Consider the following 19,533-nt stretch of genomic DNA (forward strand, 5'->3'; position numbering starts at 1 on the left):
GCGCGGTCAACGGATGCTAGGCGGGTGCGGGCCGGAACACCGGCACGACGAATCCGTCGTCGTCTTCGCGGAAAGCGATGACCAGATCCATGTCTGCGCGTAGATCATCGACAGCGCAGTCCGCCACGACCGTCATGAGCCGTGATCCTTCTTCGAGGTCCACCATGGCCAGTACGTAGGGAGTGCGGGTGTCGAAGGGCGCGGCGTTCTGGCGGATGACGCTCCAGGTGTACAGCCGCGCGCGTCCGGTGGCCGGCGTCAAATCGACATCCTCGCACCAACAGTGCGGGCAGAAGGGCCGTGCGTACAGCGAGGCCTGGCCGCATGAGCGGCAACGGTTGACCGTCAGCCTCCGGCCTTGCGTGGCGGTCCACCAGGCTTGGCCGTCGGTGTCGATCGTGGGCCGATCGGGCGCGGTCATCACTGCCTCCCGAGAATCATCGTGGCGCTGTGGGTGAAGAAGCCGCCCATCGCGTGGACGCAGGCCAGACTGGCCCCGCTCACTTGGCGCGGTCCGCATTCGCCCCGCAACTGCCGGACCGCCTCGACCATCAGGAACATCCCTCGCATACCGGGATGGCAGGAGGCCAGCCCGCCTCCGTCGGTGTTGGTTGGGAGCGCCCCGCCCGGACGCAGCGCACCGGACGCGACGAACGGCCCCCCTTCGCCCTTGGCGCAGAAGCCGAGATCTTCCACGGTCAGCAGCACGGTGGACGTGAAGGAGTCGTAGAGCTGGCACACATCGATGTCAGCCGGACCGACACCCGCCTGCGCGAATGCCCGAGGACCCGAGCGGGCGGCGGGCGACGTCGTGAAATCGGGCCATTGGCTCATGCTCACGTGGGATGTCGCGTCCGCCGCCCCGAGAATCCAGACCGGCTCTTTCGCACAATCCATGGCCACCCGTTCGCTCGCAAGGACGACCGCGCCGCCGCCGTCGGTGCGCAGGCACACGTGCTTGGCGGTGAACGGGTCGGCCAGCATCGGAGCGGCCTCGACGTCCGCGACGGTGATGCGGTCGCGCTCAAACGCCTCCGCGTTCATGGCGGCCCACTCGTGGGCGGCGACGGCGACTTCCGCCAATTGTTCGACGGTGGTGCCGAATTCGATCATGTGTCGCCTGGCCGCCATCGCGTACTTGGCGATCAACGTCGCCCCATAAGGCGCCTCGTACTGCAGGGTGCCGCCGGTGCCCATCGCGGCCGCGGACGCGCGGGCCCGGCGCTTGACGTCCGAGCGCGCGGTGGACCCGTAGGTCAGCAAGGCGACCTCGATTTCGCCCGCCGCGATCGCGGCCGCGGCGTGACTGGCCATCACTTCCCACGAGGATCCTCCGACATTGGTCGCGTCGACCCAATCGGGTTGTAGGCCGAGATACTCGCTGACTTCGACCGGCGGAAGCAACGTCCCGTGCGCGCCTAACCCGTCGATGTCTTGCTTTGTCAGGCCGGCATCGATGACCGCGCGCCGCGAGGACTGCGCCATCAGCGCCATGGCGGTCTTGTCGGGAACTCGGCCGCAGTCGGAAAGGGCTGCGCCCACGATGGCGACGCGATTCGACGGCATAGCTCATGGTTATCACACCGCCGCCCGCTCGATAACGGCAGTTCGCAGAAACATGGAAACCGCATTCTCGTTCAGCTACCGTGAGCCTATGACGACGGCGCTGCGCGACGCCCTGCGCGGACAATCGCTTGTGCTGTGCCTGGCTCTGCTCAACTCACGCACCCCCGACGTTCCCGCGGTTGCGGCGGCATGCGGGTACGACGCTGTGTATGTCGACCTCGAACACACATCTACGTCGCTGGAGAGCGCACAGATGCTGTGCATGAGCGCGCTCGGAGCGGGGATCTCGGGTCTGGTGCGGGTGCCGTCGCATGACCCTAGCGTGATTGCCCGGGTGCTTGATGGTGGGGCAGTGGGAATCATTGCCCCGCACGTGAATTCGAAAGTAGAGGCGGAGGCCATCGTCCACGCCGCGCGTTTTCCGCCGATTGGGCATCGGTCGATATCGGGCCCGAATGCGGTCAGCGGATTCCAGCAACGTGCGCCGTCGCAATTGGTGGAGGTGCTCGAACGTCGCACGGTTGTTGCCGTGATGGTCGAGACCCCGCAAGCCGTCGATGCAGCCGAATCCATCGCCGCAGTCGAAGGTATCGACATGATCCTCGTCGGACCGAGCGATCTGACCGCCGAAATGGGCATCCACGGGCAGTATGAGAATCCCCATTTCCATAGTGCAGTAGAATCGGTGGCGGCGGCTTGTCGTAGTCACGGCGTGGCGCTCGGGATGGCCGGAATAAAGTCCCTTGAACTGCTCAGTCGGTTCGTGGGACTGGGATTGCGGTTCATCTCGGCGGGGACTGACATCGGGATGATGACGGAGGCGGCCGCAAAGCGCGCAGCAGCGCTCCGCGGGCTGGACGCATCACCGCGGGAACCGATTTGACGAGAGATCAATAGCGCACGTGAGCCAACCCATCAGGAGGACCGGATGCCGACAGCCATCTACACCGAACCCGTCACTGACACGATGGCGTGGACTGGAGCCGACTTCACCAGCAAGGAGGACTTCGCCTTCGACCTGTCGGCCCGCAATGTGGCTGCGCTGGAATCGATCCTGGCCAAGACGGCGCACAAGGACCGGGATGACATCACGCCCGAGGATGCTCGGCACCCGGATCTCGATGACGATCTGGCCCGGCTCTACCGGGATGTGATGTTCGGCAAGGGTCTGGCGTGCGTCCGCGGGTTTCCCGTCGAGCAGCACTCAATCGAGGAACTCGAACGAATCTACTGGGCCTTCTGCACCCACCTGGGCTATCTCGTGTCGAACAACTCCTTCGGTCACCGGATGGTGCGCGTGCAGGAGGAAATCCTGCCAGGTGGCGTGCAGCCGGCCCGTGGAACCAAATCCCGGGCCGAGTTGGCCATGCACAACGATGCCGCTGACATCCTCGCGCTGCTGTGCGTGTATCCGGCGGCGCAGGGCGGGGAGAGCCAGTTCGCCAGCGGCCCCGCGGCACACGACCGGGTGCTCGCGGAGCGGCCGGATCTGCTCGAAGTGCTCTACCGGGGTTTCCCGCATCATCGGCGCAGCGAACAGCCCGACGACCAGCCCGACGTGACGCCCTACGATGTGCCCGTCTTCTCCCAAATCGACGGACGGATCTGCATCAACTTCACCTACAGCAGCATCCTGCCGGCGATGCACGCCTTGGGCCGTGAGTTCACGCCCCAGGAGGTCGAAGCGGTGGATTTGCTGCGCAACATCCTGGTCGAGCAGCAGGTCGAGTTCCGACTGGAATCCGGCGAGGCCGCAGTGGCCAACAACTTCGCGATGTGCCATTCGCGGTCCGACTTCGTCAGCAGCAATGACCCAAAGAAGGCGCGCTGCTTCCTGCGGGCGTGGATGGAAGTGCCGCGCGAAGACCGCCGGTTACCGATCGGCCGCGAATATTTCCACATGGAGAACAAAGACCTGCGTCTCGGGTACGACGTCGTCGAGGGCCGAGACGGCACCATCGCCCGCAACGACTACAAGAACGTCAACGCCGAACTGGCCGACATGTTCAAGGCGGCGCAGGCGAAACCCAAAGTCAAGAACACGTGAGCGTTCGTCCGCGTCTGGTTTACGAGCGGTGGACCGATCCTGTCGCCGGCGAAATTCTCGAAAGTTCCGACGTCGACCTGGTCAAGCTCGACTTGACTGCGCCCGACGCCCAGAGCTGGGCCGCCTTGGAGTCCGCGCACGGCTACCAGGTGGCCACCCGCACTGACGTGGCCGGATATGCCGCCGGCACACAGTGGCTGGCCGGGCCGACGTTGCTGCGGCGATGCGAGAAGCTTCTCGCCGTGTGCTCTGCGGGCGCAGGCTACGACGTCATCGACGTGGACGCATGCACGCGCGCCGGAATTGCGGTGTGCAACAACTCCGGGCCTGGCGCGGAGGCGGTCGCCGAGCATGCGCTCGGTTTCATGCTGGACCTGGCCAAGAAGATCACGGCCGCCGACCGGATGCTGCGAGCCGGCCCGCTCGGTGACCGAATGGTGTTGCGAGGCAGTCAATTGGCGGGCAAGACACTCGGCGTCATCGGGCTCGGAGCAATCGGCGGGCGCCTGGTCGAGTTGTGCGCGCCGTTCGGCATGGAGGTCCTGGTCTTTGACCCCTACCTCGACGAGGCGAGCGCGCGGGCACGCGGGGTGCGAGTCGTTGCGCTTGCCGAACTCCTCGAGCGCTCCGACTTCGTCCAGGTGACCTGCCCGCTGACTAGCGAGACCGAGGGGCTGATCGGCAGCAGGCAATTTGCGGTGATGAAGCCAACCGCATTCTTCATCACCACTGCGCGCGGACCCGTCCATGACGAAGCCGCATTGCTCGAGGCGCTCACCAGCGGCGGCATCGCCGGGGCAGGCCTGGATGTGTTCCACCAGGAACCACCGCGCCAGGACAATCCGCTGCTGCATCTCGAGAATGTGGTTGCGACACCACATACCGCAGGGATCACCCTCGAGGCCGCGCGCGATATCGCCGTTGCCACGGCCACGCAGTGGCAGACAATTTTCGACGGCGGCATGCCGCCACGGCTACTGAATCCCGATGTCTGGCCTCGCTTCTGCGACCGATTTCAAGGCACATTCGGTTTTCGTCCCAGCGCCACAACCGCTTTGGAGAGCGGGGGTCGGATCAGGTGACTCACTACGAAACGATCGATGTCGAGGTGCGGGGTCACACCGCGTTTGTGACGCTCAACCGCCCCGAGGTCCTCAACGCGATCAATGACGCGATGATCGCCGAACTATCGATCGCATACTCCGAAATCGAGCGTTCCCAGGATATCTGGACGGTGATCCTCACCGGCGCCGGCCGCGCCCTGTGCGTCGGCGCGGATGTCAACAAAGCGGCCGACCACGACATGGAGAACGCGGCCGGAATCGACAATCAGGGCGAGCCCATCCTCAGCTCGATGCGACAGTGGGACGCACCCCAGGAGGCGACGCCGCCGTGGCTGCAGATGACCAAGCCAATTATCTGTGCCGTCAACGGCATCGCCTGCGGAGCGGGACTGGACCTGGTGACGACGGCGGACATCACCGTTGCGTCGGAGCGCGCGACGTTGATGGATCCGCATGTCAGCATCGGCGTGACGTCTGGGCGCGAAGGGGTACGGCTGGCGCGGATCCTGCCGCTGCCCGTCGCGATGCGTTTGATCTTGATGGGCAAGCACGAACGACTTGACGCCCAGCGCGCCTACGACCTGGGTATCTTCACCGAGGTGGTGGCGCACGACTCATTGATTGCCCGAGCGTGGGAGATCGCCGACATCGTCAATTCCAATGCGCCACTGGCGGTTCGCGGTTCACGGATGGCCGTGCGCAAGGGGCTCACACTGCCGATCTATGAGGCCGAGCTGCTCGCCGAGAACTATCGCATGAAGGTCGCGCTGACCAAGGACGCCGTCGAGGGGCCGCGGGCCTTCCTCGAGAAACGCAAACCCGATTGGAAGGCTTTGTAGCCAGCGAGGCCCGGACCGAAACTCCCGGGGCAGGTGTCACTCCATGCCGAAGAACGTTTTGGCGTTACTGGACAACACCTTTCGCTTCGTTGCCTCGTCCAGGCCCTCCGTCGCCTTGTTGGCGACCTCTAAACTCCTCGGCCAGTTGGTGTCGTTGTGCGGGTAGTCGGTCTCGAACATCAGCTGGTCGGGACCGACCAGATCGAGAATGCGGAACGCGACTGGGTCACCGAAGGTGGAGAAATACACCCGCCCGGGCACCTGGCTGCTCGGCGGTTCGGTCAGCAGGGGATGGATGCCACCCCAGGCCCGACGGTCTTCCCACACCTCGTCGACGCGCTGTAGGTAGTAGGGGATCCAGCCGGCCTGCGCCTCGGCGAACGCGATCTTGAGGTCCGGAAACTGCACGAGCTTGGCAGAGAACAGCCAGTCGACCAGGGCGATCGTGCAGTTGACCGCCATGAGCGCGCTGGTGACCACGTGCGGAGAGTCGGGCGAGGACTTGGTGAGCGAAGAACTCGACCCGATGTGCAGCATGATGCCCACTTGGTTGCGCTCACAGGCGGCGAAGAACGGGTCCCAGTAGCCGCTATGGATGGACGGCAGATCGAGACGGCTGGGTAGTTCCGAGAAGCACACCGCGCGCATCCCTTTGGCGGCAACCCTTTCGACCTCCCTGGCGGCGAGTTCGACGTCCCACAAGGGAATGATGCCCAGCGGGATCAGCCGCCCGTTCGAGCTACCGCCCCATTCGTCGATCTGGAAGTCGTTGTAGGCCTCGACGCACAATCCGGCGAGTTCCTTGTCCTTGCCGTACAGGAACCGTTGGCCGCAGAAGCGGACCAGCGTGTTGGGGAAGCAGGCCGAGGCCTCGATGCCGGCGATATCCATGTCCGCGAGCCGGTCGGCTGGGCGGAAGCAGCCCGGGCGCATCTCGTCGTAGGTGATCGGGTCGGTGCTGAGCTCGTCGAGGTCGTAGCCGGCGGCCGCGCTGATCAATGGGATTGGGATGACCGCATCCTCATAGCGCCAGATATCCGCGTCACGGCCGTCGGCATCCTCGACGAATGCGACATCGGAAGTCACGCTCGGATCCATGCGCCCCTTGGTGCGAACGATCCGCGGCCCGATGTCGCGGTAGCGCTCCGGCAGCCGGCTTGTCCACAGATCGGCCGGCTCCACCAGGTGGTCGTCCGGCGACACGATCAGAATGTCTGCACTCAAGGCTGCACTCCTTCGACGGGCCGCGGCTTCCATTACGACGCATTCATTCACAGGTGAGAATCACCGTTTCCACGGTACCGCATGCGATTCGACACGAGGTAACCGGGACATCCGAATGACGGCGCCTTCGCGACCGTGCGGAGCGCCACCTGGTGCGACACCCGCCGGAAACGCCGCGAGGCTGCGCGGGGCTGTCGGAAAGCCTACTGCGCCACGGTGGCATGGGTGCCGCCAGGACTCAGCGGCGAGACGAAAACCTGCGATTCCGCAAAGTGACAATCAACATACACGTGTAGGTAGGTCGGATATTTTCTCTGCGTACGAGTATTCTTGTCGGCATTATGCCTACGAAGAAGCCCGCCGGCCGCCAGATCGAAGCCGGCTTGGAACTGGTTGAGAATGACGTCGAGGTGCCCGGCACATGGCAGCAACGCACTATCGAGCGGCGCCTCAGCACGGCGAGGGCGCGCGCTCTCGCCCGCAGCTCACGGTTTCTGGCCACCGCCCTGGAGCTGGTAGAGGAGTCGGGCAAGGCCGACTTCACGATCCAGACGCTCATCGATAGGTCAAACCTGAGCCTGCGAGCCTTCTATCAACACTTCGCGGGTAAAGAAGAACTCCTGTTGGCGCTCTACGAGAATGTCACGAGTCAGTTCACCGAGGACATCCGTCAGGAGGTCGCCGCGGCCGACGGCCCGATGGAGCAACTCGAGGCCTTCTGCCGAGGAGTGCTGTCTCGCGCGGAATCCTCGGAAGCGGTCGGTGGCCGGGTTATGACGATCTACAACCTCAGCTTGGAGATCGAGCGGCCGGATGACTTCGCCAAGGTGTGGGAGCCCCATCAGAAGCTGCTGACGAAGATCATCACGTCGTGCGCTCGGGTCGGACTGGTGCGCACGGACATGACACCTGCACAGCTGACCATATTGCTGAACACGACGCTCACCGCACTCGCCCAGATTGGGGTCTTCCACCTGGGCGGCGGCAAAGGTCCCAAGCTGACCGAGGACCAGTTGTGGGCGTGGTGCAAACAGGCCGTCACGCCGCCCGCCGACCCCACCAAGGCCAGGGCTGCGCGCAAGGCGGCGCCGCGGACGACCTCGGCGCGCCGGGTCAAGAAGTTAACGGGGTAGGCCAAGCCCTCGCTGCGCGATGATCGTTCGCTGAACTTCGCTGGTGCCCGCATAAATCGTGGTGCCCAGCGAGAATCGTAGTGAGTGCTCGAACCGCCCCTGCTCTGGTGCGGTCGGCTCGAGATAGCTTCGCAAGCCGTCAGCGCCGACCAGTTCGACCACATCTTGGCTGGCGCGTTCGAGTGCCTCGGTGCTGAACACCTTCGACATCGGTCCTTCGGCCACCGGTATGTCGCCCTGTTCGTGCATCCATACGCATCGTCGCTGCAGCAGCATCGACACCTCGGTCTCCATGGCAACTCGGGCAAGCCGGCGCCGGACGTCGGCATTGGCGATGGGCGATGCGCCGTCGTCGGATCGGGTGCTGGTGGCCCAGTGTTCGGCATGATCCAACAGCCGAACGAGGTGCGGGCCCCACCCGGATGCATGCTCGTACCGTAGCGAAAGTCCAAGCACCTCCCAGCCGCCGTCGACTTCGCCAATTCGCCACTCGTCTCCGACACGGACATCGCTGTAGAACGTGATATTGGTCCGCTCTCCGGAGAGGGTCCAGACCGCTTGCGCCACAAAGCCCTCCGAGGAACATGGCACGAGAAACATCGTCAGGCCTTTGTGCTTGGGCTTATCGGGGCTGGTACGCGCGAGCAGGAATATGAAGTCGGCGATGTGGCCGTTGGTGGTGAACATTTTGGAGCCGTTGATCACCCACTGCGCATCGTCTCCAGATCCGTCACGGACTGCCCTGGTGGCAGCCGCCGCGACGTCCGACCCGCACTCGGGTTCGGTGAAGCCGAGCGCGATGGTGATGTCGCCGTTGATAGCCCCGGCCAAGATACGATCCTTCAGCTCCGGGGTACCGATCTCGCGAATGATCGAAGCCACCATTCTGGTGGTTTCGGAGAGGTACACCGGCGCGTCACAGCGCATCAGCTCCTCCTTGAGGACCTGCTCGTCCCATGCGCTGCGGTTCTGGCCACCCAATTCGACGGGCCAGCTCGGAGCGAAATAACCAGTGTCGACGAGACTTTTCGCGAACTCGTCGTCGTGGGCGACGCCGCTGCGGTAGATGCGCTCCTGGAATTCGTGGCTCAACACTTCCCGAAGGTGGTTGCGGACGCCGTCGCGGAAGGTCGCAGTGTCGGCGTCAAGGCGAAAATGCATAAGCGTGGGCCAATCTGTTGTCGCATGGATCCCGGGCCGGGCGCGTGGTAATGCTAATCTCAAATCTGAGAGTAACCATATCCGCACGTGAGGGATTGACCGTCGTGGACCTGAGCTTAACCAGCGAACAGCGGCAGTTGATGGATTCTTTCGCCGCGCTGTTCACCCGCGAGTCGACCTTCGAGCGCATCCGCGCGGCCGAGCCGTCAGGCTTCGATCTCAAGCTGTGGAGGGCGCTGCTCGAGACCGGTGCGGTTGAGATGGCAGTCGGTGAGGCCGATGGGGGATGGGGTGCCTCCGAACTGGAACTCGCGTTGATCGCCGAACAGTTTGGCCGCGCAGTTGCATCCGCACCAATCATCGAAGCGCAGGTCGCCGCCCGGACGCTGGCCGAGTCCGGTGAGACAGGCACCGAGCTGCTGAGCGCGGTCCTTGCCGGCCAACGGCTGGCCACCTTCGCACCCCGGGCCGCACGCGATGGGAGGTTGAGTCTGGTACCCGCAGGGGCGGTGGCAGACCACGTAATCGCACTGTCCAAGGGGCGGCTGCTGGCAGCGCCGATCACCGACAACCGCACCGCGGTGGAAAACCTCGCGTCAATGCCCCTGGCCGACATCACCTTTGGGAACGACCAGGTTGTGCTCGCCGACGGAGCCAAGGCGCGTGAACTATTTTCGCGCGCGCTCGACCTGTGGTTGACGCTGACCGCCGTCGCGTTGGCCGGCGCGGCCAAACGGGCCGTCGAGATTGGCGTTGACTACGCCAAACAACGCCACGCCTTCGGCGCCCCGATCGGTTCCTTCCAAGCCGTGTCCCACCCGCTGGCCGACAGCGCCACCGCGGCTGACGGGGCCAGATTGCTCGGGCTGAAGGCGGCTTGCGCCTTCGCCGACGAACCCGACCGCGTCCGCGAACTTGCCGCCATGGCCTTCGCGTTTGCCTACGAGACGGCGCGGGACGCGACGCGGCGCAGCCTGCATATCCATGGCGGATACGGGTTCGGTATGGAGGGTGACATCCAGTTGTACTACCGCCGCGTCCGGGGCTGGGCAATGGTCTTCGGCGATCCCGCGACCGCATTGGACCGCGTCGCCGCCGCGCGTTACGGCGCAGCCGCCGGCTGACCGGGATCGCGGGACCCCAGGATTGCGAAGCTCAACGTCGCCCGCGCCGCGAGCCGGTCTCTACCCACGTCGAATACGTCGACACCGACCACGATCGCCCGCTTTCCCGCCCGGAGCAGAGTCGCACTCGCGCGCGCGGGGCCCTCGACGATCGGTGCCAGGAAATGAATCGACATGTCCGCGGTGCCAGCACCGTTACCGTCACCGGCGTGCTTGACCGCAAGCCGGCCCCCGGCCACATCGATGAGCGTGGCGACCAACCCGCCCTGCAGCGCCCCATGGTAGTTCACCAGATCCGGTCGGTTGTGCAGGTCGACGATGACCGACTCGTGGGTGTCGACAACGTCGTAGAACGGCAGCTGGCCAAACAGGTGACCGGGAATCGTCACCGCCATCGGTTGTGGCGCCGGTTGATCGGACGACGGTTCGGCGATCACGCGTCCGACCGGACCTGGTCCTTGACCGCCAGGACAACCGGTGGAGCGGTCCGCCAATTCGGTACCCCTTGCGCCTCACCGGCAGTGGGGACCTTGTCCTCCCGGATCTGCGCCCAATGAGAGTGATTCAGTTGGTGCAGTGAGAAACATGATTGCAGCGCATTGTAGAAGCCCATGTTGTCGACGGACTGGTTCACCGATTCCTTGATCAACAGGGCCGCCATCGTAGGCACTTCGGCGATGCGCCGCGCCAGCTCGAGGGTGCGGTCGGGCAGTTCGTCGCGCGTGAAGATCTTGCTGACCATGCCGAGGCGGTAGGCCTCTTCGATCCCCATCGCATCGCCGGTCAGCATGAGTTCCTTGGTGCGCCGGGGACCGAACTCCCAGGGATGGCCGAAGTATTCCATCCCGCACATGCCCAACCGGGTACCGACCACATCGGCGAAGCGCACTTCTTCGCTTCCGACGATGAGGTCACACGCCCAGATCAACATGAGTCCCGCCGAGAACACATCACCGTGCACCTGCGCGATGGTGATCTTGCGGAGGTTGCGCCACCGAAGGTTGTTCTGAAAGAAGTAGTGCCATTCCTGCAGCATGGTTCTCTCCGCACCGTCGCGGGTGCCGCCGTTGATGGTCACGGTGGGGTGCTGGCCCGGGCCCGAGGCGAACTCGGCGCGGGCTTGTGCGGAACCGATATCGTGACCGGACGAGAACATCGGGCCCTCGCCGGCGAGGATGACCACTCGGACGGTGTCATCGGCCTCCGCCCGCGCAAACGCCTCATCGAGTTCGACCAGCATGCCGCGATTCTGGGCGTTGCGCTGCTCCGGGCGGTTCAGCGAGATCCGAACGATCATGCCGTCGTCGAAGGTCTCCCAGTTCAAGAATTGGTAATCGTTCACCGCTGGCCCTGCTTCCTCATCCACGTCCGGTAATAGCATTATCTCTGTATGAGAAGATATGTTCTCACGCATTGGCCGATGGCGGCCGGAAGGGGGGGCGATGGCGGCCGGTCAACGAAAGCCACGAGTGATTCTTTGGGGGCCGGGTCAGGTCGGTGTCGGCGCGCTGCGCGCCCTCATCGCGCACCCGGGGCTGGAGTTGGCCGCGGTGGTCGTCCACGCGGAAGCCAAGGACGGCAGGGACGCGGGTGACCTCTGTGGAATGCCGGCGACCGGCGTCATTGCCACACGCGATATTGGTGCCGCCTTATCGACGGACGCGGACGTGGTGGCCTATTTCGCCTCGGGAGACTATCGCTACCGGGAAGCGGCGCACGACATTGCGCGCTGCCTGCGCTCGGGCAAGGATGTGGTGTGCACCTCGCTGGTGCCGATGTGTTACCCGCCCGCCGCGGACAAGGAAACCGTCGAACTCCTCGAGGAGGCGTGCGTCGAGGGCGGCACCAGCTTTTTCAACAGCGGTGTCGACCCTGGGTGGGCCAACGACGTGATTGCGCTGACCATGACGGGCTTTAGCAGTCGCGTCGACACCATCACCATGCTCGAGATACTGGACTATGGGCCCATCAACCAACCCGACATCATGTTCGACTTCATGGGTTTCGGTTGCCACCCCGACCACCCGGCGCCGCTGTTCGACACCGAGCGCCTCGCCACACTGTGGGCACCCACCGTCCATCTGGTAGCCGATGGTGTTGGGCTGCCGCTCGATCGTGTAGTGACATCGATCGAAAAGTGGTTAGCTACAGAGCGTTACGAGGTCGCATCGGGTTGGATTGAAGCGGGCACCGTGGGCGGAATGCGATTCAGGCTGGCGGGCACGGTGGACGGCGAGGAACGCGTCGTGCTCGAGCACATCACCCGGATGGGCGAAGCGTCCGCGCCGGACTGGCCTCGCCACCCATCGCCGCATGGCGGTTACCGTGTCATCGTCGACGGTTTGCCCACCTACACGGTGGACATCGAAATGCACGGCCGCGGAAACAATATGCGTGGCCTAACGTACGCAACCGTCATGCGCGAGCTCAACGCCATTCCCGCCGTGATGGCCGCGCCGTCGGGTTTGTTGTCGACCCTCGATCTGCCGCTAGTCACCGGTCCGGTGCGCGGCGGGACGTGGCGCGGTGTGCTGCCGGCGACGGCGAAGCCGTGAGCGAGCGATCGTTCCCGCGGACGTCGTCGGACCTGTGGGAGGTCATGCGCACCGCGTCGGCCGTGCGGCGCTACCGTGACGAACCCGTCTCGGACGAGGCCATTGAGACCTGTCTGCGCGCGGCGAGTTGGGCTCCGTCCGGAGGCAATCAGCAGCGCTGGAAGTTTGTCCTGCTGAGATCGAGTAGCGTGCGCGACCTGATCACGGCCGCAGCCCATGAGACATGGAAGCTCATGGCCGATTTCTATCGTTTTTCGTTGCCGGAGAACGAGGCTGACGATCCCAAATCGCGGGTGCTGCGGACGATGGCTGAGCACATGAGGGTCGGTGGCGCGGCGCCGGTGCTGGTATTGTTCTGCGTCCACCCGCAGCGCGGAACCACCGAACTACAGCAGGGAGGGTCGATCTTTCCCGCTGTGCAGAACTTCCTGCTGGCGGCTCGGGCGCAAGGCCTTGGCGCGGCGATCACCCTGTGGCACGGGTCCTGCGAGGAGCAACTGCGATCGATGGTGGGGATTCCTGACGACTGGAAGATCGCGACCCTGCTCACGGTGGGCTGGCCCAAGGGTGGCCACCACCCAGTGCGGCGTAAGCCGCTTACCGAAGTGGCAGTGACCGATCGGTGGGATCAACCCTGGGGGAAGACAACAGCGTGATGGTGCGGGTGTGCTATGCAGCTTCGTGATCACGCTGGGTCTGCGAAACCCGCTGTAATCCTTCATAGCTCGGGCGCGGTCGTGAGCTTCGCCGATCTGGAAGCCAGCGCGAACAGGCTCGCCCACTTCCTACGGAGGTCGGGTCTGCAACCCGCAGACACCATCGCGATCCTCTATCTCCTTCATTCGCGCGGACGAGTGGCTGGCGCACCCGGGGTCAGTGGGCAAGCCCATGCTGGGCACGCCGCACATCCTCAGCGACGAGGGCCATCAGCTCGGCCCCGGAGAGGTTGGCGAAATCTATTACGAGGGCGGTTATCCGTTCGAGTACCTCAACGACAGCGCGAAGACGGCGGCGTCGCGTAGCCCCGAAGGCTGGGTCACCGTCGGCGACGTCGGCTACGTCGATGACGAGGGCTACTTGTACCTCACCGATCGCCGCCACCACGTGATCATCTCTGGCGGGGTGAATATCTATCCACAGGAGACGGAGAACCTGCTCGTCAGTCACCCACTAGTGGTCGACGCCGCGGTATTCGGCGTCCCGGATGCCGTGCTGGGTCAATCGGTGACCGCCGTTGTGCAGTTGGCGGATCCCACGCGCGCGTCTCACGCACTCGCCCAAGAGCTGATTGAATGGCTCAGGTATCGGATGGCGCACTACAAGTGTCCTACCGCGCTGCACTTTGAGGCGCGACTGCCGCGCAGCGATGCTGGGAAGCTCTACAAGCGGGAGTTGATCGCCAAGTACCAGAACGTCGTCGATTGCTAACGGGCAGGTCGCACCATCTTCGACCAGATCACGCACTATTACGCAGTGCTGCAAGGACATTCGTGTACATGGTCGACTTGATCGCGCCGAGGGTGCCGGGGTCCTTGCCCAGCAGCGGTTGGACCTTGGCCACCGCGGCGTTGACGACCTCGGCCTCCGCCGCAACGTCATCGACGAGTGCGGCGGCGAGCGCTTCCTGGCCGCCGTAACGGTGGCCGGTCGTCATCGCGGTCACCGCGGTCTGCGGCAACAGCTTCGCCTGGATTAGGGCCGCCATGCCGGCGGTGAAGGGGATGCGGATGTCGACTTCCGGGAAGCAGAAGTACCCACGGTCGTCGCGCATGACGCGGTAGTCGTGGGCGACGGCGAGCATGGAACCCGCGCCGAAGGCATGTCCGTTCACGGCGGCGACGGTGGGCACCGGCAGCGTCAGCACCCGGCCGAACAGTTGCTGTACCCGGTTGACGTACCACTGCGTGCGCTCACCGTTGGCCATCAGCCAATCGAGGTCCAGGCCGTTGGTGTAGAACTTGCCGACCCCGGTGGTGACCAGCGCCTGCCCGTCCTTCTCGACCTCGTCGAGTGCGGCGTTGACAGCGTCGAGCCAGTCCGGGGAGAAACGGTTTTCGTCGTCGCCGAGGGTGAGCACGGCAATCTTGTCGCGGTATTCCAGGGTGGGGGTCACGAGCGAATCCTTTCGTCTGCGTTCAGAAATCGCCTCAGGGCGTGGCCGGCGGGATGGTCAACACGGCGCGCACCGCGGCGGCGAGCCGGTCGCGTGCGGCGGCGTCGGCGAAGCGCCCACTGCGCACCAACAGTGCGGTCGGCAACTCGACGATGCAGACGCGGATCAGGTCCACCGCTTCCCTGTCTTTGCGGTCCCAAAGGCTCATTGACAGACGGACGAACACCGCCACCAGTGCTTCGTCGAGTCTGCGTAGCGCCTCGGCCAGGTCGTCGGGCACGTCCCCGGACCGCAACAGGTCGTCGCGGGAAACCGTCAGCAGGAATCGCGCGGAGGTCTCGTCCTGATCGAGGAAGGTGGCCGGGCACAACGCCGTCGCGACGACGGCTTCGACCGCGCCGACCGCGGGCAGCCGCCCACCGGCGCCGTCGAGTGCATGGTCCACCGTATGGCGCTGCAGCGCTAAAAACTTGTCCGCGGCCCGCAACCATGAGCGGGCCAACAAGGCGGCGCGTGATCCAAAGGCGTGGTACAGCGCGCCGTTTGACACCGAGGCCGCCTCCGAGAGGGCTCGAACGGTGACGGCGGCAATCCCCTCGCGCACCGCCAGGGCCGCCGCGATGTCGAGCACACCGTCGAGGTCGTGCAGGCGTGGCCGCGGCATGGCCACACAATAACAGAGCAGACGCTCTAAAACGCAAACTGCCCGCGTTCGAGGAGGTTGCCGGGGGAATAAACTCCCGTGCGGCCCCTATCATCCGGGTATGAATAGGGCTTTCGTTGTCACCTTCGCCGTCGGCTTGCTGCTCGCCGTGTTCGGCTCGATTTGGGCGCTGCAGGGCTTCGGCGTTCTGCAGGGCAGCCCGATGAGCAACACCACGACCTGGTCCATCATCGGTCCGATCACTGCCGTCGTCGGCCTGGTCATCGCGGTGTTCAGCTGGCGCAAATTCTCATCGCGATAGGTCGCGATAGCGCCTAGGTCACGGTGAATTCGACCGTGTGCCAGCCGGTGGCGCCGTCGGGGACGCTGGCGGCCTCCTCGGCGGTTTGCACAGCGCCGGTGTTGTCGATGGCGCGCACCGTGATCGTCTGCGTCCCCGGGCTTTCCGCTTGCCACGGAAAGCTCCACAGCCGCCACGTCTGGTTCGAATAGCTCGCGCCGAGTGCGGCGGGCTGCCAGTCGGCGTCGCCGATGCGCACCTGCACCGCGCGAACCCCGCGATTTTGCGCCCACGCGACGCCGCCGAACACCACGGGACCTCGAACCACCCGCTGGCCGCCCTTGGGCACATCGATGCGCGACTCAGTCTTGATGGGCGCGCGCGGCGCCCAGCCCAGCCGGGTCCAATATGCCTTCGCCCGATCGAAACGGGTCAGCTCCAAATCCACGACCCACTTGGTGGCCGACACGTACCCGTAGAGTCCCGGGACCACCAACCGGGCGGGGTAGCCGTGCTCGATCGGGAGCGGTTGTCCGTTGAGGCCGATCGCCAGGAGTGCGTCGCGGCCGTCGGTGAGGGCCTCGGTCGGCGTCCCGGCGGTGAACCCGTCGACCGATGTCGAGAGCACCATATCGGCGTCGGGGTGTACGCCGGCGGTCTTCAGCAGATCGGCCAGCCGGTAGCCGGTCCATATTCCAGTCGAAATGAGATCGCCACCAACGGGATTCGAGACACAGGTCAACGTCGCGACGGTTTCGACGACATCGAAGCGGTTGAGGTCGTCGAAGCTGTAGGTGATGTCGTGGTCCACCATGCCGTGGATGCGCAGTCGCCAGTCGCCGTGGCTGAGTTGGGGCACGCTCAGCGCGGTATCCACCCGGTAGAAATCGGCACTGGGGGTGATAAAGCTCGGCAGCGCAACGCCCTTCGGCTGCACATCGGTGGGTATCGACGGCGCCGGGACGCGCGGCTGGGGGAGGGCGAGCTTGCTGCGGTCGCCGGCGACCGAATGCGCCAACCGGGTGCCGACGCTGCCGACCACTCCGCTCACCACCCCGAGGCCCAGTAGCCCGTATACGACCAGCCCGCGCCGGCGGGCATCGGGTTGATGCTCTTCGGGTACACCATCGGGATTCTCGATGACGGGCCAGAACCGGCGGCCGAGCAACCGCAGCACCGCCACCCCGCAGGCGGTGCCCACCACGGTGGGCAGAACGTCGACGGCCGTGGCACCCTGCCGGGACAGCACCGCGAGACCGCCCAGTACACCGGCCGCGACGAACATGGCGCTGCCGATCGGGCGGCGCCGGGTTTCCAGACTGCCGGCCATCGCCGCGACTACGGCGATCACCACCAGCACGGCAACGGCCAGGAACAGCTTGTCCATCGAGCCCAGCGTTTGAATCGCCCACTCTTTGACGGGCCCCGGTGTCAGGTCGACGACCGCCGAGCCCACCGCGGTGCGGGCATCGGCCTTGGCTCCGAACGGGATGGTCACCAGTTGGGTGGCGCCCAGTGAGATCGACGCCGCCGCGACCCCGACCATCATCTGTTCGTTCGAGCGGACGACATCAGTCATCGGATCACTCTACGCGCGTGCGTTCGACATGCGGCAAACGCCTTGCCGGACAGGCGAACCACCGACGGAGCAGGCCAGGATAACGCCCGCTCCGGCACCTGCGGAATATGCTGCGCCGACGCGAGTTGCGTCGTAGTTTGGAGGATATGACCGGCAATCCGCAGCCCGATCGCGGCGCGGGCGCCCCGACTGACCGCGGGGCGCTACTCGATCAGCGCGGGCGCCCCTCCATCCGCACCCGCCGCGTCGATCTCGAGAACTGGGCGGGTGGCATACCCCAGGAGTATGCGCGGGTGCCGATGATCCGACTGCACCGGCGCTGGATCAACACGCTGTGGCTGATACCGCTGGGCGTCGCCGGACTCATCATCGCGATCGCGCTGGCGCAACAGCTACGTCAGTACGGTTGGATGCAGCACTTCCTCGAGACCTACCCGGGAACCTCGACGACGTATGCCCCGCCGGTGACCTCCGGCTTTCCCGCATGGCTGCGCTGGCAGCACCTGTTCAACATTATTTCCATGATGTTCATCATTCGGGCCGGGATCCAAATTCTCGCCGATCATCCACGGCTATACCTCAATTCGGGCTGCCGGCCCGGAACCGAGTGGTTCAGAATGCGCGGTCCGGTGCCGGCCGATCGGATGGACCAACGGGATGCGGCGCGCGTGTGGTCGGCCAAGGACGACGCGGTCGCGTTGCCCAAGTGGTTGGGCATTCCCGGCATTCGCCACACGATCGGGCTGGCGCGCTGGTGGCACTTCAGTTTCGATCTGTTGTGGCTGGCGAACGGCGCCGTCTTTTACGTCCTGCTTTTCGCAAGCGGACAGTGGCGGCGCATCGTCCCGCAATCGTGGGACGTCCTGCCTAATGCGCTTTCCACCGCCATCCAATACGCCTCTTTGGATTTCCCGGCCAATGTCGGCTTCACCAACTACAACGGGCTGCAGCTCATCGCCTACTTCACCACCGTATTCATTGCCGCGCCGCTGGCCTTCGCCACCGGTTTACTGCAGGCGCCGGCGATCGCCGCGCGATTCGGGTTGGGGCGCGGCGTTTTCAATCGCCAGGTCGCGCGGACCGTTCACTTCGCGGTGCTGGTTTGGATGGTGTTTTTCATCTTCGTCCACACCGTCATGGTGTTCACCACGGGACTAGTGGGCAATCTCAATCACATCGTGTTGGGCACCGACACGAAGTCCTATTGGCCGTTGCTGATTTACCTCGTGGCGATGGCCGTCATCGTTGCCTTGTGGTTGGGCGCCTCGCCGCTGACGCTGCGCTACCCGGGTGTGGTGCAAGCGGTCGGTCGCCGGACGGTGGGCTGGCTGAAGGACCTGTTGGAACGGCTGCATCCGCACGCCACCTATGCCGAGAAAGACATTTCGCCCTACCTCTGGCCGAACGGCACGCTACCGACATCCGACGAGTACCGCCGACTGCAAGCCGAGAACTGGAAAGGCTACGCGCTGCACATCGAAGGACTCGTCGCCAATCCCGTCACGCTCACCTACGACCAGCTGCGCGCGCTGCCCAAACATGAGGCCATCACCCAGCATTACTGCATCCAAGGCTGGTCGGGCGTCGCCAAATGGGGAGGTGTGCGCATGTCGGACATCCTCGATATGGTCCGCCCGCAACCGTCGGCACGCTGGGTGGTGTTCTACTCCTTCGCCGACGGTGCCGGAGGGCCGATCGAGGGCCGGTACTACGACTGCCACAAGATCCAGCACATGTGCGAGCCGACGTGCCTGCTCGCCTATGAAATGAACAACGAGCCGCTCAACGTATCCCACGGTGCGCCGCTGCGGCTACGCAACGAGCGCGAGATCGGCTTCAAGCAGGTCAAGTGGATCGAAGCGATCGAATTCGTGGACAGTTTCGACCATCTTGGCTTCGGGCACGGCGGATACAACGAAGACCACGAGTTCTACGGTTACCGGATGCCTATCTGAGGGGGCCATTCACTCGTGAGTGACGCACTGCCCCAAGGTATTCGAAGGCCGGGTGGGGGCTCGTCTACTCCCGGCGGTGGATATCCTCCCGGCCTGCGACAACGCGCGATCTGTAAGATTCGGTGTAGTGCCGTCGGGTGTGCCTGATCACCGTCGCGATCCTGGCGGGCCCCGGCGCTCGTCTGGGCCTAAAGTCCTCGGCCCTGACATGCCTGGCGCGAGCCTGGCT

General features: G+C 64.8%; 19 protein-coding genes and 1 pseudogene. 11 read left to right on the forward strand and 9 right to left on the reverse strand.

Going from position 1 to position 19,533, the window contains the following annotated elements; translation table 11 throughout:
* Positions 1-16 precede the first annotated feature (16 nt).
* Positions 17-421, reverse strand: coding sequence for a Zn-ribbon domain-containing OB-fold protein (locus tag G6N33_RS17720; RefSeq protein ID WP_044507906.1), 405 nt, complete (start codon positions 419-421; stop codon positions 17-19).
* Entirely contained in the window at positions 421-1,566 is a 1,146-nt protein-coding gene (locus G6N33_RS17725; protein WP_044507904.1) for an acetyl-CoA acetyltransferase, read from the reverse strand. Before G6N33_RS17725 ends, G6N33_RS17720 begins: the two co-directional genes overlap by 1 nt.
* 52 nt (positions 1,567-1,618) lie before the next feature.
* Here G6N33_RS17725 and G6N33_RS17730 point away from each other — a divergent pair, with 52 nt between their 5' ends.
* Genes G6N33_RS17730 through G6N33_RS17745 form a run of 4 tightly spaced genes read left to right on the forward strand, consistent with a single transcriptional unit; the run spans position 1,619 to position 5,516 of the window.
* A complete protein-coding gene (locus G6N33_RS17730; RefSeq protein WP_044507903.1) occupies positions 1,619-2,449 on the forward strand; it encodes an HpcH/HpaI aldolase family protein in 831 nt (276 codons plus the stop codon).
* Positions 2,450-2,494: 45 nt separating this feature from the next.
* Positions 2,495-3,613: a TauD/TfdA family dioxygenase gene (locus G6N33_RS17735; RefSeq protein WP_044507902.1), complete on the forward strand. Its 1,119-nt coding sequence runs from the start codon at positions 2,495-2,497 to the stop codon at positions 3,611-3,613.
* Positions 3,610-4,695, forward strand: coding sequence for a hydroxyacid dehydrogenase (locus G6N33_RS17740; RefSeq protein WP_044507900.1), 1,086 nt, complete (start codon positions 3,610-3,612; stop codon positions 4,693-4,695). Before G6N33_RS17735 ends, G6N33_RS17740 begins: the two co-directional genes overlap by 4 nt.
* Positions 4,692-5,516 (forward strand): enoyl-CoA hydratase/isomerase family protein, encoded by an 825-nt coding sequence (locus G6N33_RS17745; RefSeq protein WP_044507898.1) that lies wholly within the window; start codon positions 4,692-4,694, stop codon positions 5,514-5,516. The genes G6N33_RS17740 and G6N33_RS17745 overlap by 4 nt, the downstream gene beginning before the upstream one ends.
* A gap of 36 nt (positions 5,517-5,552) precedes the next feature.
* Here the strand turns inward: G6N33_RS17745 and G6N33_RS17750 are convergent, their stop codons facing one another.
* Complete coding sequence (locus G6N33_RS17750) at positions 5,553-6,740, reverse strand: amidohydrolase family protein (RefSeq protein WP_044507896.1); 1,188 nt, start codon at positions 6,738-6,740, stop codon at positions 5,553-5,555.
* A 341-nt stretch (positions 6,741-7,081) separates the two neighbouring features.
* Here G6N33_RS17750 and G6N33_RS17755 point away from each other — a divergent pair, with 341 nt between their 5' ends.
* Positions 7,082-7,873 carry a TetR/AcrR family transcriptional regulator gene (locus tag G6N33_RS17755; RefSeq protein ID WP_044507894.1) on the forward strand — a complete coding sequence of 264 codons (792 nt, stop codon included), beginning with the start codon at positions 7,082-7,084 and terminating at the stop codon, positions 7,871-7,873.
* Here the strand turns inward: G6N33_RS17755 and G6N33_RS17760 are convergent.
* On the reverse strand, positions 7,862-9,034 hold the full coding sequence (locus tag G6N33_RS17760; RefSeq protein WP_044507892.1) for an acyl-CoA dehydrogenase family protein: 1,173 nt from the start codon (positions 9,032-9,034) through the stop codon (positions 7,862-7,864). The two genes, G6N33_RS17755 and G6N33_RS17760, sit on opposite strands and share 12 nt — an antisense overlap.
* Positions 9,035-9,138: 104 nt before the next feature.
* Between G6N33_RS17760 and G6N33_RS17765 the strand changes: the two genes are divergently transcribed.
* Complete coding sequence (locus G6N33_RS17765; RefSeq protein ID WP_044507890.1) at positions 9,139-10,158, forward strand: acyl-CoA dehydrogenase family protein; 1,020 nt, start codon at positions 9,139-9,141, stop codon at positions 10,156-10,158.
* Here the strand turns inward: G6N33_RS17765 and G6N33_RS17770 are convergent.
* Both G6N33_RS17770 and G6N33_RS17775 read right to left on the reverse strand, forming a co-directional pair.
* Positions 10,137-10,553 (reverse strand): PaaI family thioesterase, encoded by a 417-nt coding sequence (locus G6N33_RS17770; protein WP_044512308.1) that lies wholly within the window; start codon positions 10,551-10,553, stop codon positions 10,137-10,139. The genes G6N33_RS17765 and G6N33_RS17770 overlap by 22 nt on opposite strands.
* A 38-nt stretch (positions 10,554-10,591) precedes the next feature.
* Positions 10,592-11,500, reverse strand: a complete 909-nt coding sequence (locus G6N33_RS17775; protein WP_044507889.1) for an enoyl-CoA hydratase — start codon at positions 11,498-11,500, stop codon at positions 10,592-10,594.
* 127 nt (positions 11,501-11,627) lie between these two features.
* Here G6N33_RS17775 and G6N33_RS17780 point away from each other — a divergent pair, with 127 nt between their 5' ends.
* The 3 genes and pseudogenes from G6N33_RS17780 to G6N33_RS17790 all read left to right on the forward strand — a co-directional run.
* Complete coding sequence (locus G6N33_RS17780) at positions 11,628-12,713, forward strand: NAD(P)H-dependent amine dehydrogenase family protein (RefSeq protein ID WP_044512307.1); 1,086 nt, start codon at positions 11,628-11,630, stop codon at positions 12,711-12,713.
* 44 nt (positions 12,714-12,757) lie between these two features.
* A complete protein-coding gene (locus G6N33_RS17785) occupies positions 12,758-13,369 on the forward strand; it encodes a nitroreductase family protein (RefSeq protein WP_044512304.1) in 612 nt (203 codons plus the stop codon).
* A 178-nt stretch (positions 13,370-13,547) separates the two neighbouring features.
* Positions 13,548-14,141, forward strand: a pseudogene (locus G6N33_RS17790) (AMP-binding enzyme); the annotation flags it as partial.
* 28 nt (positions 14,142-14,169) lie between these two features.
* On the opposite strand, the gene G6N33_RS17795 reads toward G6N33_RS17790, so the two are convergent.
* Both G6N33_RS17795 and G6N33_RS17800 read right to left on the reverse strand, forming a co-directional pair.
* Complete coding sequence (locus G6N33_RS17795; protein ID WP_044507887.1) at positions 14,170-14,826, reverse strand: enoyl-CoA hydratase-related protein; 657 nt, start codon at positions 14,824-14,826, stop codon at positions 14,170-14,172.
* 34 nt (positions 14,827-14,860) lie between these two features.
* On the reverse strand, positions 14,861-15,490 hold the full coding sequence (locus G6N33_RS17800) for a helix-turn-helix domain-containing protein (protein ID WP_044507864.1): 630 nt from the start codon (positions 15,488-15,490) through the stop codon (positions 14,861-14,863).
* A 100-nt stretch (positions 15,491-15,590) separates the two neighbouring features.
* Here G6N33_RS17800 and G6N33_RS17805 point away from each other — a divergent pair, with 100 nt between their 5' ends.
* Complete coding sequence (locus G6N33_RS17805; RefSeq protein ID WP_044507861.1) at positions 15,591-15,791, forward strand: hypothetical protein; 201 nt, start codon at positions 15,591-15,593, stop codon at positions 15,789-15,791.
* 13 nt (positions 15,792-15,804) lie between these two features.
* On the opposite strand, the gene G6N33_RS17810 is transcribed toward G6N33_RS17805, so the two are convergent.
* Entirely contained in the window at positions 15,805-17,319 is a 1,515-nt protein-coding gene (locus G6N33_RS17810) for a molybdopterin-dependent oxidoreductase (protein WP_101528121.1), read from the reverse strand.
* A 176-nt stretch (positions 17,320-17,495) separates the two neighbouring features.
* Between G6N33_RS17810 and G6N33_RS17815 the strand changes: the two genes are divergently transcribed.
* Complete coding sequence (locus G6N33_RS17815) at positions 17,496-19,304, forward strand: molybdopterin-dependent oxidoreductase (protein WP_081662063.1); 1,809 nt, start codon at positions 17,496-17,498, stop codon at positions 19,302-19,304.
* The last annotated feature ends 229 nt before the right edge of the window (positions 19,305-19,533 follow it).

Source organism: Mycobacterium simiae, from assembly GCF_010727605.1.
In the GTDB taxonomy this organism is placed as follows: domain Bacteria; phylum Actinomycetota; class Actinomycetes; order Mycobacteriales; family Mycobacteriaceae; genus Mycobacterium; species Mycobacterium simiae.

What these genes read in the sequence shown, in the direction of transcription:
- G6N33_RS17760 (WP_044507892.1), bottom strand. Translation starts at nt 9,034, where the DNA reads ATGCATTTTCGCCTTGACGCCGACACTGCGACCTTCCGCGACGGCGTC.
- G6N33_RS17770 (WP_044512308.1), bottom strand. Translation starts at nt 10,553, where the DNA reads ATGGCGGTGACGATTCCCGGTCACCTGTTTGGCCAGCTGCCGTTCTAC.
- G6N33_RS17810 (WP_101528121.1), bottom strand. Translation starts at nt 17,319, where the DNA reads ATGATGGTCGGGGTCGCGGCGGCGTCGATCTCACTGGGCGCCACCCAA.
- G6N33_RS17805 (WP_044507861.1), top strand. Translation starts at nt 15,591, where the DNA reads ATGAATAGGGCTTTCGTTGTCACCTTCGCCGTCGGCTTGCTGCTCGCC.
- G6N33_RS17720 (WP_044507906.1), bottom strand. Translation starts at nt 421, where the DNA reads ATGACCGCGCCCGATCGGCCCACGATCGACACCGACGGCCAAGCCTGG.
- G6N33_RS17735 (WP_044507902.1), top strand. Translation starts at nt 2,495, where the DNA reads ATGCCGACAGCCATCTACACCGAACCCGTCACTGACACGATGGCGTGG.
- G6N33_RS17730 (WP_044507903.1), top strand. Translation starts at nt 1,619, where the DNA reads ATGGAAACCGCATTCTCGTTCAGCTACCGTGAGCCTATGACGACGGCG.
- G6N33_RS17785 (WP_044512304.1), top strand. Translation starts at nt 12,758, where the DNA reads ATGCGCACCGCGTCGGCCGTGCGGCGCTACCGTGACGAACCCGTCTCG.
- G6N33_RS17800 (WP_044507864.1), bottom strand. Translation starts at nt 15,490, where the DNA reads ATGCCGCGGCCACGCCTGCACGACCTCGACGGTGTGCTCGACATCGCG.
- G6N33_RS17755 (WP_044507894.1), top strand. Translation starts at nt 7,082, where the DNA reads ATGCCTACGAAGAAGCCCGCCGGCCGCCAGATCGAAGCCGGCTTGGAA.
- G6N33_RS17815 (WP_081662063.1), top strand. Translation starts at nt 17,496, where the DNA reads ATGACCGGCAATCCGCAGCCCGATCGCGGCGCGGGCGCCCCGACTGAC.
- G6N33_RS17725 (WP_044507904.1), bottom strand. Translation starts at nt 1,566, where the DNA reads ATGCCGTCGAATCGCGTCGCCATCGTGGGCGCAGCCCTTTCCGACTGC.